The sequence below is a fragment of the Paenibacillus sp. BJ-4 genome, from assembly GCF_020404765.1.
Classification (GTDB): Bacteria; Bacillota; Bacilli; order Paenibacillales; family Paenibacillaceae; genus Paenibacillus.
In genome coordinates this window covers 23,081-40,192 of sequence record NZ_JAIVEM010000027.1, presented here as the reverse complement: position 1 = coordinate 40,192, position 17,112 = coordinate 23,081, and the positions used below count along the sequence as shown (strand labels likewise).

Annotated in this window: 12 protein-coding genes and 1 pseudogene; 8 read left to right on the top strand and 5 right to left on the bottom strand. The window is 47.0% G+C overall.

The window, feature by feature from the left end:
• Position 1: 1 nt before the first annotated feature.
• Both LCF57_RS05195 and LCF57_RS05190 read right to left on the bottom strand, forming a co-directional pair.
• Positions 2-925, bottom strand: a complete 924-nt coding sequence (locus LCF57_RS05195) for a ketopantoate reductase family protein (RefSeq protein ID WP_226000003.1) — start codon at positions 923-925, stop codon at positions 2-4.
• A gap of 29 nt (positions 926-954) precedes the next feature.
• Positions 955-1,092 (bottom strand): annotated as a pseudogene (locus LCF57_RS05190) (3-methyl-2-oxobutanoate hydroxymethyltransferase); the annotation flags it as partial.
• Between the two features lie 562 nt (positions 1,093-1,654).
• On the opposite strand from LCF57_RS05190, the gene LCF57_RS05185 reads away from it, so the two are divergent.
• The 3 genes from LCF57_RS05185 to LCF57_RS05175 all read left to right on the top strand — a co-directional run bounded on the left by LCF57_RS05185 (position 1,655) and on the right by LCF57_RS05175 (position 3,751).
• Positions 1,655-2,026, top strand: a complete 372-nt coding sequence (locus LCF57_RS05185; RefSeq protein WP_226000002.1) for an MmcQ/YjbR family DNA-binding protein — start codon at positions 1,655-1,657, stop codon at positions 2,024-2,026.
• A 110-nt stretch (positions 2,027-2,136) separates the two neighbouring features.
• A complete protein-coding gene (locus LCF57_RS05180; protein ID WP_225999749.1) occupies positions 2,137-2,763 on the top strand; it encodes a nitroreductase family protein in 627 nt (208 codons plus the stop codon).
• Positions 2,764-2,800: 37 nt separating this feature from the next.
• The gene (locus LCF57_RS05175) at positions 2,801-3,751 is read left to right on the top strand and encodes a ring-cleaving dioxygenase (RefSeq protein WP_225999748.1); all 951 of its coding nucleotides are present in this window, start codon (positions 2,801-2,803) and stop codon (positions 3,749-3,751) included.
• Between the two features lie 89 nt (positions 3,752-3,840).
• On the opposite strand, the gene LCF57_RS05170 is transcribed toward LCF57_RS05175, so the two are convergent.
• Positions 3,841-7,206, bottom strand: coding sequence for a DEAD/DEAH box helicase (locus LCF57_RS05170; protein WP_225999747.1), 3,366 nt, complete (start codon positions 7,204-7,206; stop codon positions 3,841-3,843).
• A gap of 148 nt (positions 7,207-7,354) precedes the next feature.
• Between LCF57_RS05170 and LCF57_RS05165 the strand changes: the two genes are divergently transcribed.
• Positions 7,355-8,443: a site-2 protease family protein gene (locus LCF57_RS05165; RefSeq protein WP_225999746.1), complete on the top strand. Its 1,089-nt coding sequence runs from the start codon at positions 7,355-7,357 to the stop codon at positions 8,441-8,443.
• Here LCF57_RS05165 and LCF57_RS05160 read toward each other — a convergent pair.
• Positions 8,345-9,379, bottom strand: coding sequence for a hypothetical protein (locus tag LCF57_RS05160; protein WP_225999745.1), 1,035 nt, complete (start codon positions 9,377-9,379; stop codon positions 8,345-8,347). The two genes, LCF57_RS05165 and LCF57_RS05160, sit on opposite strands and share 99 nt — an antisense overlap.
• Positions 9,380-9,561: 182 nt before the next feature.
• On the bottom strand, positions 9,562-10,470 hold the full coding sequence (locus LCF57_RS05155; RefSeq protein WP_225999744.1) for an AraC family transcriptional regulator: 909 nt from the start codon (positions 10,468-10,470) through the stop codon (positions 9,562-9,564).
• A gap of 175 nt (positions 10,471-10,645) precedes the next feature.
• Between LCF57_RS05155 and LCF57_RS05150 the strand changes: the two genes are divergently transcribed.
• From LCF57_RS05150 to LCF57_RS05135, 4 genes are all read left to right on the top strand, one after another.
• The gene (locus LCF57_RS05150; protein WP_225999743.1) at positions 10,646-12,040 is read left to right on the top strand and encodes an MFS transporter; all 1,395 of its coding nucleotides are present in this window, start codon (positions 10,646-10,648) and stop codon (positions 12,038-12,040) included.
• Positions 12,041-12,092: 52 nt separating this feature from the next.
• Complete coding sequence (locus LCF57_RS05145) at positions 12,093-14,099, top strand: beta-galactosidase (RefSeq protein ID WP_225999742.1); 2,007 nt, start codon at positions 12,093-12,095, stop codon at positions 14,097-14,099.
• Between the two features lie 149 nt (positions 14,100-14,248).
• Positions 14,249-16,048: a sensor histidine kinase gene (locus LCF57_RS05140; RefSeq protein ID WP_225999741.1), complete on the top strand. Its 1,800-nt coding sequence runs from the start codon at positions 14,249-14,251 to the stop codon at positions 16,046-16,048.
• Complete coding sequence (locus tag LCF57_RS05135; protein WP_225999740.1) at positions 16,045-17,109, top strand: response regulator; 1,065 nt, start codon at positions 16,045-16,047, stop codon at positions 17,107-17,109. The genes LCF57_RS05140 and LCF57_RS05135 overlap by 4 nt, the downstream gene beginning before the upstream one ends.
• Positions 17,110-17,112 lie beyond the last annotated feature (3 nt).

Below are 17,112 nucleotides of genomic sequence, written 5' to 3'. Positions count from 1 at the left end.
TTTAGAAGGTGTCCAATAAGCTCTCATATACCTTTAATCGGGCATATACCGTTTCAAGTACGGGATAGACGGCATTACTGGCAGAAGCCAATGCAAGAAGTGAACCATGCAGGTGACTGGCTTCAATCGGAAGCTTTTTATACATATCACGTTGCATGGATGACATCATCTCGGGTTGTAAGGACTCCATCGTTTTCAGTGTATGAGCTTCCATCTCTGAATCAATCGGCATCCCTGCGTTGCGAGCAAGTGTGACAATCTCATGCACCAACTTTTCGTATATAGCACGTGACTCTGCCGTGGCAAGTATAGTCCCAACCGGGGCATCCATCAGTGTTGTAATTCCACTCAAGCTGGCAATAAATATATATTTCTGCCAAACTTCACGCTGGATATCCTGACTTCGTGTCACTGTGAAGCCTGCATGATCGAGATGATTAAGCAGTATTTGTGTACGCTCTGATTGCACTCCGTTCCATTCACCGAAGACGATACGGTGGAATGGACTTGTCTGAACGACAGAGCCATCATGATCTAGCGTAGTTTCGATATAACAAAATCCGCCCAGCACTTTTTCCGGACCGAATTGCTTGCGTAAAGAGTCAAAATGTTCGTAACCGTTAAGTAACGGAAGAATCATGGTATGATCACCGATATAGGGCTCAAGATCGAATTGCAATTGGGGCAGATGATACGCTTTGACCGAAATGATAATACAGTCGAACGGACCGGCAGCTTCACCATATGTAATAGCGTGGATTGGCGTCTGGAAATCCCCATGAACACTTTTAACAATCAGACCGTCCTCTTTCAACTGAGATTTTTTGGAAGGACGTACGAAGAAGGTCACGTCTTCTCCTTTTTGAACAAGACGTCCCCCGAAGTAGCCTCCAATGGCCCCTGCACCTACAATCAAAAATCGCATCATATGATCCCTGCCTTTACCTTTGTATTTTTCTCACGATAAGGAGAGGAGCATTGCAGCATGTCATGGTAGACTAAAACCTGGCCATCACAGTATCTCCCGGCACCGATACCAATAACCGGAATAGATATCTCCTTGGTAATGGTCTCCGCTACTTCCTCAGCCAAACGAGCAGATGGATAGTCATACGCCGTGATCATACTTATAGGTAAACCTGCTTGTTTCATTTTCTTCAATTGCAAAATATTAAGTGCTTTCGAGGTTGCCATGGTTGCATTCAAATCCTTTCCTACCTTTATTTTAGATCACAAAAAAAACCTTTCAGCACATCGCTGAAAAGGTCCGAAAGGCAAAAAAAGAGTCAATTTGCGACCGTTCTTTTGTCTCGGTCCTTGCGGGTCAGAGCAAAATCCAACGAGTTCACCTCCATAGGCTCACACATCTACATATTGAATTACACTAAACCAGAGTACCGTTCGATTTTTTCGATACAGCCTCTCACGGAATTATACCAAAATATAGGGTTCTTGCATAACATTAAATCTTTAGGACCCGCACGAGCTCACGGACCTGTCCATAGGGAGCCTTTGCTCAAGGTGACTACAGAGTCCTTTTGGCACAGATACCCTAATGTAGCATGGACGTGATGTATTTGAAGAGCACGAAGGTGATATAATAGGGCACAAATAGATTCATAGGGCGATGACTAGAGTAGAGGAGAGAAGGCTAATGTACGAGCAAATTGTAACGTATGGTCTGAGCAAAAAAGAGGCTGTTAAGGATTATCCATTTGGTGCTGATCCGCTGGTGCTGAAAGTAGGGGGCAAGATGTTTGCTCTCCTGACCGAAAAGGACGGCGTTAGCCACGTATCTCTGAAATGTGATCCGGTCATTGCGGAAAACCTGCGTGAGCAAAACAAGGCGATTAAGCCGGGATATCATTTAAGTAAAAAGCATTGGAACACGGTAACGGTCGATTCTACCTTCCCATTAGAGGATCTGTATAGCATGATTGACCATTCATATGAGCTGGTTTTCAAGAGCTTAACCAAAGCGCAGCGTGAAGCCATTACGATGAGAATACGGGCAATCGAACTGTAAAAAGTGTGTTTGTCGATTTTTTTAGTTTTACTTGACAGAAAGAAGTAAAAGATATATTCTTAATTTAAAGATAATTTATTTGAAAATAATATCCGGGAGTGGAACTGAACATGGGCGAATTGGTGAATATTATTCAAGAGAGAAGATCAGCTTCTAAATTTATTCCTGAGGTTACAATAGATCAAAAAGAATTGGAAGAGATATTTCAGCTGGTGAAGTTTGCTCCATCGGCTTTTAATTTACAGCATGCGTATTATATCGTGGTACAGGATGCAGATACAAAACAGCGGTTACATGATGAGGCAAGTAAGCAATATAAAATATTGACGTCTTCGGCCACCATTGTGGTGCTGGGGGATACAGAGGCTTATACAAAAGTAGCTGAATACAATGAAGGTTTTCTGAATCTGGGTGTTTTGAGCAAACAGGAATATGACAGCACAGTGGAATCGGTGACCCAGTTTTACCGCGAGCGGGGACCTGCCTTCCAAAGGGAAGAAGCCATACGCAATGCCAGCCTGTCAGCCATGCAGTTCATGCTGATTGCCAAGGACAAAGGCTGGGATACCTGCCCGATGATTGGCTTTGACCCGGCGAAGGTGCAGGAAGTATTGAATATTCCAGAACAATTTGTACCCGTGATGCTGATTACCTTGGGCAAAGAGGATGAATCGGGTCAGCGTCCACGCGGATACCGCAAGCCGGTTGGACAATTTGTGAGCTACAACGGATTCTAAAAATATGTGAATCATGAAAATATAAGGAGTGATTGAGATGACATTAAAGACTGCTGGAATTCACCATATCACGTCCTTTGCAGGAGACCCGCAGGGCAATGTTGATTTTTATACAGGTGTGCTTGGTTTGCGATTGATTAAAAAGACGATCAATTTTGATGCTCCTGAGGTATATCATCTGTATTTTGGTAATGAACAAGGCAGCCCGGGAACGATTATTACCTTTTTTCCGGCTCCGGGTACACGCAGGGGTAAGATTGGCGGTGGACAAGTCGGGATTACGACGTATGTCGTGCCGTCCGGTGCTTTGGAATACTGGGAAAATCGCCTGCACAGCTTGAAAGTATCTTTCACGAAGGCCACTCGTTTTGGCGAGTCATACATCCAATTCCGAGACAATGAGGGCTTGCATCTGGAGCTGGTGGAGCGGGAAGAAGGCCCGGCGAACACGTGGACAGCAGGCGGTGTGCCTACGGATAAAGCCATCAAAGGCTTTGGCGGTGCAGTACTGTTTAGTACGGATTCCAAGCAAACGCAAAGTGTATTGGAGAACGTTCTAGGCATGGTCCCCATTGGAGAAGACGCAGACGCAGGTTACATCCGCTATCAGGCAACGGGGGATTTGGGCAACCTGATCGACCTTCCGATCAAAGATGTACCATGGGGCAACGGCGGTGCCGGTACGGTTCATCATATTGCCTGGCGTGCACAGGATGATACGGAGCATCAGGCGTGGAACGAATGGGTTCGCCAGCAGGGCTTGGGGACAAGTGGTATTGTGGATCGCCAATATTTTAATGCCGTATATTTCCGCGAACAGGGCGGCATTCTGTTCGAGATCGCGACCGATCCGCCTGGCTTTACCGTGGATGAGGAATTGAATGAATTAGGTCACAAGCTGATGCTGCCCGAGTGGTATGAGCCTCAGCGCTCCGTAATTGAGTCTAATCTGGTTCCCATTGAACCCAGAGTAATAAAACAGGATTAATCTTTCTGGTCAGGACAATCACGTCATAAGTAAAACAGGCTCAATTGCGGGTAAGCTCTACCGTTAATTGGGCCTGTTTGATGTGCTGGCTAGATCATGAGCAGTTCACGAATTTCCAGCTCAGTCAGTGCCGAAAGGCTTTCTTGTCCCGGCTGGATGACCTGATCGATCAGGTTTTTCTTTTTCTGCTGTAGCTCATACATTTTGTCCTCCACCGTGCCTTGGGCAATGAGACGGATAACCTGTACGACATTTTTCTGACCCATTCGGTGCGCGCGGTTGGTAGCCTGCTCCTCTACGGCGGGATTCCACCACAGGTCATACAAAATGACCGTGTCTGCTCCGGTAAGATTTAGGCCAGTTCCTCCTGCCTTTAGGGAAATCAGGAACAGGTCGCGTTCCCCTTCATTAAAGCGACTGCACAGCTCTACACGCTCCGAAGCCGGTGTCTGTCCATCCAGATAGAAGTAAGGGACCCCTTCCCGAGCAAGCTCGCGTCTGATCATTTGAAGCATCGTAGTGAACTGTGAAAAAATGAGCATCCGCTTCCCGGCGCTGAGACATTCCGTCATGATCTCCAGCAGCTGCTCAAATTTGGCTGAGCTTCCAGTGTACCCATCGACGAACAGGGCTGGATGACAGCAGAGCTGACGAAGTCGGGTCAGACCTGCAAGGATTTTGATCCGATTTTTCTGAAAGCCTTCCTCGTTGAGATGCTTCAACGTTTCATGCTGTAGCTTGGCCAGATAAGCCGTGTACAGCTTTTTCTGATCCGGCAGGAGCCGCGATACCTGCACGGATTCAATTTTTTCAGGCAGCTCCTTTAGAACATCGCTCTTGAGACGGCGCAGCAGAAACGGGCGAATCCGCTTGGCGATCACATTGCGAGTCAGGTTGTGAAACGCTCTTTTTCCGCCGGGAAATAGCTCAGGAAATACAATATCGAAGATGGACCACAGCTCTTCCAACGTATTTTCTACTGGCGTTCCTGTCAGGGCAAAACGGTAACGAGCCTTTACATCCTTAACAGCCTGCGCTGTCTGGGTGGCATGGTTCTTGAAGGCCTGCGCCTCATCCAGAATGAGCGTGTGAAACGATAGCTTGCTGTACATATCCGTATCCCGGCGTAGCAGCGGATAGGAGGTGATGATGACGTCATAGCTGGCAGCATCCCGTATCATTCGGCCGCGCTCTTCCGGAGTGCCATCTGCGATCGTGACGCGGATATGCGGAGCAAACTTCTCCAGCTCATTCCGCCAATTATATACCAGTGATGCAGGAGATACGATCAGGGCTGGCAGCTGCTGGCTGCGGATTTCCGGCAGCACAGACACAAGGAAGGTGATGCTTTGCAGCGTTTTGCCCAGCCCCATATCATCTGCCAATATGCCCCCAAAACGATAATGTGCCAATGTCTTGAGCCATTGAAAGCCGTAGACCTGATAATCTCTCAAGATTGGAGCGAGCATGTCTGGAACTGGAAATTCGAGATGGTCAGGGTTACGTATATTTTCCAGCAGCTGGCGAAAGGTTTTACCCAGAGTCAGGTTTTTTCCATGATCATGAGGATCAATTAAATACAGTCCTTGCGTGACGGGAATACGAATTTGCGCTGCATCCAGATCGCTTTTACGGATACCTGTTTCATTCATGAACCGAATCAATTCCTTGTACTCCTCTGTTTCCAGCGGGAGCAGGGCACCATTCGGCAAACGGTGATACTTTTTTTTCTCATCTAACGATTTGAGCAGTTTGCGAATTTCAGATTCCGGTATACCGTCCATATCAAATTTAAATTCAAGCAAATCCGTGTGTTCATCCCACTCCACCCGTGTTCTCGGGGCGGGCAGCGTGTTGTTGATTTTCGCTTTGACCGCACCTGTGGCATAGACTGCAAGCAGCTTCTCCAGTTGTGGTACGGTATGGTACAGAAAATCAAATTCCGCATGTTCATCTTCCATGAAGTATCCGCTGTCTGTTCTAGCAAAGGAGCTATTGTCCATCAGTTCCAAAATACGCTGCTCCTGTTCCCCGTCCCGTATCAGAATACGGTCGTTACCAGGCACTCGCTCATCTGTTTCCAGCGGGTTGATCACGATATCACCATATTGGAATTCCAGCGCCGCCAGCAGCTTGTCTCTAACCCGATCAAGGTACAGCTTCGCCTTTAGTGGCTGCTGTGTGACCCGTTCAGAGACAGACTGGGTCATGTGGACCCGTCCGAGCTTCATTAATCCTGGCACGACCTTGTCCATAAAAGATTCCATCTGTGTCGGCGCAATCTGGATCTTTCGCCTGTGATGGACCTCCACCATCCGTTTTAGCTCGGACAAATACCGCAGCGGATCAGGCTTCTGTGGTACAAGCTTGCCCTCGGCAATAACCACGCCATAGTCCTCCATGATGGTCAAATCATCGAGTCCCTGAATACTGAGCTGATAGCCTTCGGTGTCGCCCTCGGCTTCATCGAATTCGAATTTCAGTGGCAGCATATGGTCCGACTGGGGGATACCCTCGGTCATGTTTCCGTGAATTTCAAAATGGACGCCTTGTACCGCTGTCAGCAAGGGGAATAGCTTCTCCCAAGCCGCAGGGGGGACCAGCAGGATTCGTTCACCACTTATATGACTGCTTGGGGACACATACGTACCTGAAGTTTCCCGAATCATACGCTCATTGCGGAACACCTGCACCAACTGCTGGAGAATGGCGTCATGCTCAAGCCGGAAGCGGTGTAGCTGAGGCTCGTATGAGAAGTTTTTCGTGAACAGGTAGCTACTTCCCCGGTCGATACTATCGAGGAACGAACGGATTTTTTGAACGATATATAATCGTTTGGGTCCGGCTTTCATCTCCACGCCAAACATATATTTCTGGTAACCGTAGGCAAAAGGCCGGATCATGAATTGAAAGTCCAAGATTGCGCGAGTATCCAGTATAGTAGGTGTGCTGCGAAGCGGCCTCTTGCTGCCGAACAGTTTTAACATACTGTCGGTCAGCTGGAGATCGCCTGGTGTGATGCCCGAGGAGCGTACGGTTTTAACCGTGTGATCATATGGGTCATCTGTAGATGTATACAGTTCGTTTGAATCCATTCCTCCTGTTGTATCCGGGGAAGTACCGGGATGAAGTCTGGAAGCAAAGGAGCGCACGGATAGACTTTTTCCACGCAGCATATCATGCGCGTTAATGAGCACGGCAGCTATGTGCTTACAATACCGTCCGGTAGTCTGGAATGTACTACAGGTGCATTCTGCCCGGATATTGCCATTGGGACGGATCATTGCGGCAACGGCATAAAATCCGCTTCCTTTGACTGTAGCTTCGTATACACCTTCGTCATGATCTATTTGTGTAAAGGCCACTTTTTTGGCCCGGTAATAGGCATCCCCGTCGTCATAAGCGGCTTGACTGCATAGCTGTCTGATGGCCCGCCGGGTAAGTTCAAAGCTCATGGTTAGTAATCCTTTCCTGGATACTCCGTTTTCTTACATGATAACAGAACAGAAGGGAGGTTGGACACATAGGAGGTCGCTTGAGGTTTTTTACAAGCTGCACATAGCAGGATACAATGGAAGTGTTAGAGAAAGGAGACGGATACTTTTGCCAAAAGAAGACCAAAAAACGGATTCCAAGTCCGGCTCATCCAAATGGTACCTTGGTAGTGCAGCAGCATTGCTTCTTTTGAAGGGCAAGTCGTTGCTTGCTCTGTTGAAATTCAGTAAATTTGGCGGTGCGCTGTTCTCTATGGCAGCGACGATTGGCGCATATGCGATCATATACCCATGGGGATTCGCGGTTGGGTTCGTACTGCTATTGTTTGTGCATGAGCTGGGGCATGTATGGGCTGCCAAGCGTAAGGGACTTCCAGTGTCGACACCGTTATTTATTCCTTTTCTAGGTGCGCTGATCACGATGAAACGCCATCCTTTGGATGCCCAGACAGAGGCTTATGTGGCCATGGGCGGCCCGTTACTGGGTACGGTTGGGGCTATGGCGGTATTTGCAGGAGCCTATGCCACGGACAGCCCGCTATTGTATGCGCTGGCGTATGTCGGTTTTTTCCTGAATTTGATTAATCTATTGCCGATTCATCCGCTCGATGGAGGACGGATTTCCACAGCCGTGACACGCTGGTTATGGCTGGTGGGCCTGCTGGGTGGAATCGTCGTAATTGTGTATTTGAAATCCATTTTATTTTTCTTTATATGGGCCCTCTTCGCCTATGATTTATACAAAAAATATATTAAACGCACCAAAGAAGAGGCCAAGGTTTTGTCATTTATGCAAAAGCCGGTGGTTGATGTACAGCACCTGTACGAGCAAGGGTATCCGCTGCCGGGACGGGAGCATTCACGTAGATTATCCTTTAATACCTACTCGGATTTGGAAGGACAGCAATATGTGACGGTATATATGGAAAGTCTGGACGTGGAGCAGACGTTTCTGCTGCCACAGCAGTGTCTTGTCCAACGTGCATGGCTGAACGGGGTGGAGCATATTCCGACACCAGATGCGTATCAGCTCAGATTGCTGTGTGAGATTGACTATATTCCCTATGAAAATGATAAATATTATGAGGTACCCGCATCATCACGCTGGAAATTCGGCATCGGGTACTTGGGCTTGGCTCTGTTCCTGATGGGGATGATGTATGTGGTACACCAGCATATAGGGGATATCAGGCTGTGAGATAAGTGAATAAAAAGGCGCGTATCTGATACTTTCAGACCGCGCCTTTTTTGTTTTTTTGGAGAAGTATGTATTTCTATATTTTTTGAAATCAGAAGTTTCTATAGGCACTTTTCCTTTTATTAGGAACCATTTGTGATTCTTGTAATTTTGAATCATTCCAATATCAAAAATGATTGAATTTACATTGTTTTTCAAAAGGATGTCCCGAGAAATATCGGCCTCCAATGTATACTTAATGGAGTTATTGTCTATCTTTTGATGAGAGAACCCTATATTAGATGCATACTTTCTAATTTGGGATGGAAATAGATATTCTATTTTGGAGTTCCTATCTTGAGGAAGTATGATATCTGTCAGCAAGTGTCCATCTTTAAATTTTAAATGGAAATTATTAACTCCAAGGATTTCTTTCTCAAATTCATTCAGATTGTCTTCCTTAAAATTTTCGAAATAGTATTGGCCTGGTTCTAACCGTACATTGTTTCCATCCTCGAGAACAACTTCGACAGCATCAAATTTACGAATGAATTTGATATCTACAGTCAATTCATTTTCATGGATCTGAATTATTTTTACATTATCTGACACCACTTTATTATTTAATAATAGAGAAGCCTTTTTAATGTTTAAATCTTCTATTCTATAGGGGAAACTTATCTTAATTTTTTTAGGGTTATCATCATGAGAATTGAAAATGAAATAACTATTCTCTCGTACACTTACTTGTCGTATATACTCCAACTGAGTGTTTTTGCTTTTATTTGATTCATTTATAACCTTTTCTTGATTATTGTTTGTACATCCAAATAAAAACATAGAATTAGTCAGTAGCAACATGATGATTAAAATAAAACGTAGTCTCAATATGTAGTCACCTCTTATTGTAATTGGTAAACCCCCATCATCTTGAGGAGGGCTGTATAAACGGTCCATTTTTTAATTAGCTTAGGTTATCGTATCTTCTCTTTCACAAATTGCAGTTTAGTCTATTAATGACTAATAATCGTTCAGGTAAATATGCGTATGCTATTTCCCACTCAGTAGTTCTCTATAAAAAACATAATGTCGGAAACTCTTGAAATAATTAAGAGCTTACGACATTATGTTTAGATCCCCTAATGCTCAGCAGTAATTGGCTTTAATGATTGGCGATATTTAAGCGGGCTGATGCCCGTCCAGCGCTTGAACTGCCTGCTGAAATGAGCCAGACTGGAATATCCAAGCAGAGAAGCTACCTTGTTCAGCGGCAGATTGGGCTGCTGGATCAGCACTTTGGCCTCATGCAGCTTGGTTTCCGACAGGTAATGCCGCGGCGAAAAGCCGTATACCTTGCGGAACACTTCTTGGGCATAGCCAGGACTGATTCCAAGTGAAGCCGCCACGTCTTCAATCCGGAATGCCTGCTCGTCAGATTCATCATCACGGTAAGGTCTAAATCTGGATTGGATAGCTTCCATAATGGCCTTGGCATATTGAACAGATGAAGGTGCAAGTCTCGGCTCCAACTCGTTAGAAATCATTTGCGAGAATATTCCGAACAGCTCGAACAAAGCAATTTGCATGCGAAAACGGTCTGCCGTCGTATATTCTCCGCTCTCCTTCACCATGCTAATCCAGCTATGGACAACCTTTTGCAGCTTGGTATTGGTTTCAGTGCCCGCCGGAAAAAAGAGCTGATTGCTTTTAATCATCTCTTGACGGAACAATGGATCATCGACATTAAAATGGGTGCTAAAATAATACATTCCATCTGGGGAGGCACACTGACTCACGTGCTTGAATCCCGGCGGAATAATTAAAATATCGCCCTCCCCAACCGTATATACGTTATTTTCCATAATCGTTTCCTGACGACCTTCTAAGATAAGTGCAATTTCAAATCCAATATGAGACTCCTCCGGCATGCACCAATCCGCTTTGACCCGGTGAATATGAGCGCCGAAAAACTTCACATTCCAGTCAATAATGGGCAGCCATTGGCAATCATTGAATAGAGCTGGATCAACTTCAGGGTTTAATATCATAAGATCACCTTCGATTAGGGCAAATTTTACACCGCTTAGACAATCTCATTGTATCTAACATTTAACTATAATAAAAGAGCGTTTACAAATGCTCTACAATAAGCTTTTGCATAAAAAGAAAGCGCTTATATGAAGAAGGTTTGAAAGCGATACTATATTGTAATCAGGAGGAGCTATGGAAACAACAACGAAAGAGCGTGTGTCCTATTACGTTTATTTTTTGGGAAGCAACGCAATTCTCTGTCTGGTCGCCTCTTTTGCGATGCTATTTTATACGGATTATGTTGGTATTTCTGTTTCGATTATCGGTACTTTATTCGTGTTGGCCCGCATATGGGATGCTCTGAGTGCTCCGATCTTCGGCGTGATCATTGACCGGGCCCAACTAAAAGGCGGTTTGTTCAAACCTTGGACGAACCTGGCCTCCATTATTTTGCCCATACTTACTGTACTGGTGTTCCTCGTTCCCAGCGATGCGTCGCTTACCGTCAAGGTCATTTATATTGCCGCTACATATCTGGTATGGGAAATGTGTTACACCATCAGTGATGCGCCCGGCTTTGGCTTGGCTACACTGATGACGAAAAACACGCACGAACGCGACCTGTTGATGTCCAGAGGCCGGACGATGGTATTCTTGGCTTTTATGATCATCTCCTCGTCTGCGGTGGCTGTGGCCAATCAGATATCTTGGCCGATTTTGGCGGTTATCGTTGCAATAGTGGGTTTGATATTGATGAATTTTACCCGCTTTAATGTCAAAGAGCGTTATTCCAATAAAGCAGAGAAGGTTACGCTCAAGCAAATTATGACGTATCCATTGCAAAACAAGCAGCTTCTATTCTATCTGATGTCATTTATGACATTGTCCATGACCAATCTGCAAGGAATTGTCGTGAGCTATTTTGCCTTATACAACTTGAAGAATCCTATTTATATTTCAATACTGATGTTCATATCCTTGGGTGTACAGCTGCTAACGGCGTTAATCTTGCCACCGATTATTAAAAGATTTGGTAAATGGAAGGTGAACGTATTCAGCTTGCTTGGATTGTTTGCCACAGGGTTGTCCTTGTTTGCAATCGGTTACAGCAATCCCATCGTCGTATGTGTATTCGCGGTTCTTTTCGGCCTGTTCAGCTCTGCACCGCAGCTCATGGTGCCGATGTTCACCGCCGATTGCGTCGAATATGGAGCGTTCCAAAAAGGTGTACGTGCCAGTGGAACCGCTTTTGCCACTCAAACGTTTGCAGGCAAGCTGGGAGGAGCGGCAGCCAGTGGAATCGTCGCTTATGCTCTTGCCTTTGCAGGCTATATCCCGAATGTACCGCAAACCGGACAGGTGCTCACCTGGATATTCGCGCTCTATGCGGTGGTCCCCGGTGTAGGGGCCTTAATTACGGCCGGGCTGTTCGCGTGGCTGTACAAGATTAGAGAAAAAGACGTAGAGGGCTGGCTGGCGATTGCAAAAAAAAATCAAGAGCAGGCGGATGCTGCGGGGCAGGGCATTGCCGATAAGAAACTAACGGTCCCGTCCCTGACAAAGCCACATAACAGCCACAGCGTTTGAAACGAATGAAATCGTATGACATTCTACTATGAATCTATTGGAGGACGACTACATGAAAAAACTGCTATATGGTGTTGCTTATTATGATGAGTATATGCCTTATGACCGTTTGGATCAGGATATCCAAATGATGAAGGATGCGGGCATTAATGTCGTGCGGATTGCCGAATCCACCTGGAGCACGCATGAACCGCAAAACGGAGTATTTGATTTCACCTCTGTGGATCGGGTGCTGGATGCCATGCATAAGGCAGGTATTGAGGTCATTGTAGGTACGCCCACCTATGCCGTTCCGACATGGCTGGTCAAGGAGCATCCCGACGTCTTGGCGACAACACCTCACGGTCCGGGCAAATACGGAGCTCGCCAGATTATGGACATTACGAACCCGGTTTATTTGTTCCATGCCGAGCGAATCATCCGCAAACTAATTGGACGGGTGAGTCAGCATCCGGCGGTCATTGGCTTCCAGACGGATAACGAGACTAAGCATTACAACACATGCGGACCGAATGTCCAATTGCAGTTTGTAAAGTATTTGCGGGAGCGTTTTGAATCACTGGAGGAGCTGAATCGCAAATTTGGCCTCGATTACTGGAGTAATCGCATCAATAGCTGGGAGGAATTTCCTTCCGTGGTCGGAACGATTAATGGAAGCTTGGGAGCAGCCTTCTCCCAATTCCAGCGCAAGCTGGTGACGGACTTTCTGGCGTGGCAGGTCGCACTTGTGAATGAGTACAAGCGGGAAGACCAATTTGTTACGCAAAACTTTGATTTTGAGTGGAGAGGGTATTCCTTTGGTATTCAACCGGATGTGGATCATTTTGCGGCATCCCAGGCATTTGATGTGACGGGCGTGGATATTTACCATCCAACACAGGATGATCTGACAGGCATTGAAATTTCCTTCGGGGGCGATGTGGCGCGTTCGACGAAAAATAACAATTATCTCGTGCTGGAAACGGAGGCGCAGGCTTTTACCCACTGGGTTCCCTATCCGGGGCAATTGAGGCTGCAAGCGTTCAGCCATCTGGCTTCCGGGGCCAATATGGTGGCTTACTGGCACTGGCATTCTATTCATAATTCCTTTGAAACGTACTGGAAGGGTCTGCTAAGCCATGATTTTGAGCCGAATCCTGTTTATCAGGAAGCACAGACCATCGGGAAGGATTTTGCGAGATTATCTCCGCATCTGATCAACCTGAAAAAGAAAAACAAAACCGCCATCCTGGTTAGCAACGAAGCGTTGACATCAATTAACTGGTTCAAGTTTAATATGAACAGTCCGCTGAATTACAACGATATTGTACGCCGCTTGTATGACGAGCTGTATAAGCTGAATATCGGTACGGATATCGTTCATCCGGGGACGGAATCGTTTGACGATTATGATCTCTTGATCGTACCGGTACTCTACTCCGCGCCGAATGCGCTGTTAGAGAAGCTGAATCGGTATGTGGAAAATGGCGGTCATGTGGTTTACACGTTCCGCAGCGGATTTACCGATGAACATGTGCAGGTGAGAACTTCCCGGCAACCGGGCGTGATCAGTGAAGCCTGCGGCATTCACTACAGCTTGTTCGTGGAGCCGAAGAACGTAACGCTCAGGGATAATCCTTTTAAAGTAGCAGCAGAGGACAATCAGGTAGATACGTGGATGGAGCTGATTACCCCGACGACTGCCGAAGTATTGGCCTATTACAACCACCCGCATTGGGGAAAATATGCGGCGATTACGCAAAACCGCTATGGTCAGGGGATAGCGACTTACATCGGCTGTATCGTCAGCCCGGCGGTTATCCGCGAATTATTCCGCTCTGTCGCCAAACAGGCAGGAGTGTGGGGAGCGGATCAGGAAGCTTCATTCCCGATCATTATTAAATCCGGTACGAATGAACAAGGACGGACGATCCGGTATTATTTTAATTATTCCGAACAAGCGGGCTTGGTGGTGTATCCACATGGAGACGGCAAGGAGCTGATCGGGGAGCAGGCGATTTCCCAAGGACAAACGCTTCAATTGGAGCCTTGGAGTGTTATAATTATCGAAGAAGCGTAAATGCTGAGTACTGAGCTGAAATTGACATAGCTGAAATTGACATATGAATGAAATCATATATGTGTCCAGCCGGGAATACCCGGCAAATGAGCGCCCCTGCGAATAGCGGGGCGTTTTCGCATATAGCTGAACAAGAGGAGTGCATCGCCATGCCAACCCGAATAGTCCGCTGGTTCCGGGCGTTGACGGCCCCGTATCGACGCAGCATTCAGCTCAAGCTCATTTTAACGATGATTGTATTATCTGTGCTGCCGGTCATTGCCGTTACGGTGCTGGCTGCGGAAAAAAGCAGAGCGTCGATGGAAACCGAAGTGGTAGAGACGAACATGTCCAATATGAAATGGACGGGAATCTATATCAGTGACCAGTTAGACCGCCTGAATCAGCTGATTTACAGCATTCAGATCAGTCCTGATCTGAGTGATTATTTGAATGAGCGGGAGCCGGACAATCTTTCAAGCCAATTCAATGCCCAGCGTAAAATGCTGAATACGTTGGCGAATGTGTATTATTCGGCCGGAAGCCACGTGATCGGTATTCAGCTTTATTTGAAGCAATCGCAAAGCCTGTTTACCTTTAACGGCATGCAAAATGATATTACGACGGTGAACGGTATCCCCCCGCAGTATGCCGAGATGTGGCAGGCGAACAAGGATTATTTGATTCGCACGAGCCCGAACGATTCGGAACGCTTTACCTTGACGCGCAGTATTCGGCGATTTGAGGATCAGAAGCAGACAGGTGCTATTTCACTGGATGTCCTGTGGTCGCAATTCGATCAGACGCTGGGCTTGCTGGGACGAGGGGATCAGCATCAGGTGCTTATTACAGATGCCGATGGCAGGATCATGTATCCGGCGCAGGCTCGCCAGTCGCCTCCTCCTGCAGGTGTGCTGACAGCTCTCCGCGACGTTAGGCCAGGCCCCGGCATGATTCAAACTGCTGAACATTATGTATTCTATAATGATCTGGATGTGGTTGGGCTGAGGCTGGCCAAAATCATACCTACTTCTTCCATTAACCACAGCGCCTTTTCAACGATGCTGTATGGTATTATCGTAGGTGCCATTTCTATTCTTGTTTCCATCTGCATAGCCGTTTTCATCGCATGGCGGACCGCCCGTCCGATTGTTCATTTGGCGCGGTCCGTACAGGAGTTGGACATGATCAAGGGGCCGGCTGGACAGCCGAGTACACGCCCGGATGAGATTGGACTGCTGGAAAGAAGTCTGCATGGCATGGCAGGACGAATCCGTGAGCATATCCAGACGGAATACAGTATGAATTTGCAAAAAAAGACGGCTGAATTGAAAGCGCTCCAGGCGCAGATTCATCCTCACTTTCTGCAAAACACACTGCAAATGATCGGAAGTATGGTATTTTCCCAAAAGCCGGAGGACACCTATGAGGTGATCCGGTCGCTGAGTGAGATGTTTCGCTACGTGGTACGGGAGCCTCAGGATATGGCCTCTTTACGCGCGGAGCTCGACCATGCGGGACACTATATGCGCATCCAGCAGCGGCGTTTTCCGCAGAGATTGGTGTTTCAGGTGGAGGTGGATGAACGGGCGATGGATATTCGACTACCCAAGCTGTCACTGCAGCCATTGCTGGAAAACGTGTTCCAGCACGGTCTAGAGCGTAAGGCGGGGGCATGGCGAATGGGCATCCGCGTGGAGATTAGGAAAGAGGACGTGTGTATCACGGTTTGTGATAATGGTAACGGCATGGTCCCGGATAAGCTGGAAAAAGTACGGGCAAAGCTGGAAAATGCTTCGGGGGAACCGATCTGGGCGCAGGGGAGTCATATCGGATTAAGCAATGTAGCTTCACGATTGCGAATGAATTTTGGAGAGAATTACGGGGTGACCATAGACAGTGAGCAGGGCGTAGGTACACGTGTCACCATCCGAATTCCATTCACCTCAGCAGAGGAGGGGGACATATGATCAGGGTATTAATTGTCGACGATGAGCCATGGAACCGCGATATTGTGAAGACATTTGGCGCGTGGGAAAAGCTCGGCATGTCGGTGGTGGGTGAGGCCGAGGACGGAGACGAGGCGTTCAGGCTAACCGGGGAATTAACCCCGCATATTGTGATTACTGACATGCGGATGCCGGGTGCGGATGGAGTAGAGCTGCTGCAAGCGCTAAATAACCATTTTCCTGATGTAAAAATCATTGTCGTGAGCGGCTATGATGACTTTGCGTATGCCAAACATGCCATCCGCTATAAGGCTGTCGATTATTTGCTGAAGCCTATTAACCCCACCGAGCTGAATGCAGTGCTGCTCAAATGCAAACACGATCTGGAGACCCAGGCGGCAGAGCAGCAGCAAGAAAAGACAGAGCTGGATTATGAGTTCTTTCACAAGCTGACCCGGTATAAGCAACTGTTGCGTCTTTATTTCAATGAGCTGAATCAGGACGGCGTGAACGTGACATGCAGGCAGGTCATGCAGGAACTGGAGCGCCTCGAAGCGCCAAGTCCACCTATGCTGGGCAGGCTGGTGCAGGAACTGCTTTCCCTGCTTAAAGAGCTGGCAGTAGACAATGGATTGGATACTCCGACAGCGAAAGCCGGATTTCCACTGTCGCAGGATGCGCTATCCTCAGCAGAACATGCACTGGAGTTCGTATCGGCGTGTTATGTTCAGGAGCTGGGTCAGCTTATTCGACAGCGAAAATACAAAAACAAGCTGAATCTGGAGGAGGTACGGCGCTATATGGATCGTCACTTTGCCGAACCGATTACACTGGAGCAACTGGCGAAAAACTTTTTTGTGAGCAAAGAGTATATGAGCAAGGTATTCAAGCAGGAGTATGGTCAAAATGTAACGGACTATATTGTGCAGCGGAGAATGGAAAAAGCGCGGGAATGGCTGGCAGATAAGCAGATTTCAATTAAAGCGGTCGCGGAGATGGCGGGATATGAGGATGTGTCATATTTTTATCGGGTGTTTAAAAAGCATTTTGGCATGGCGCCCGGAGAAATGAGAAAGGGATAGTTT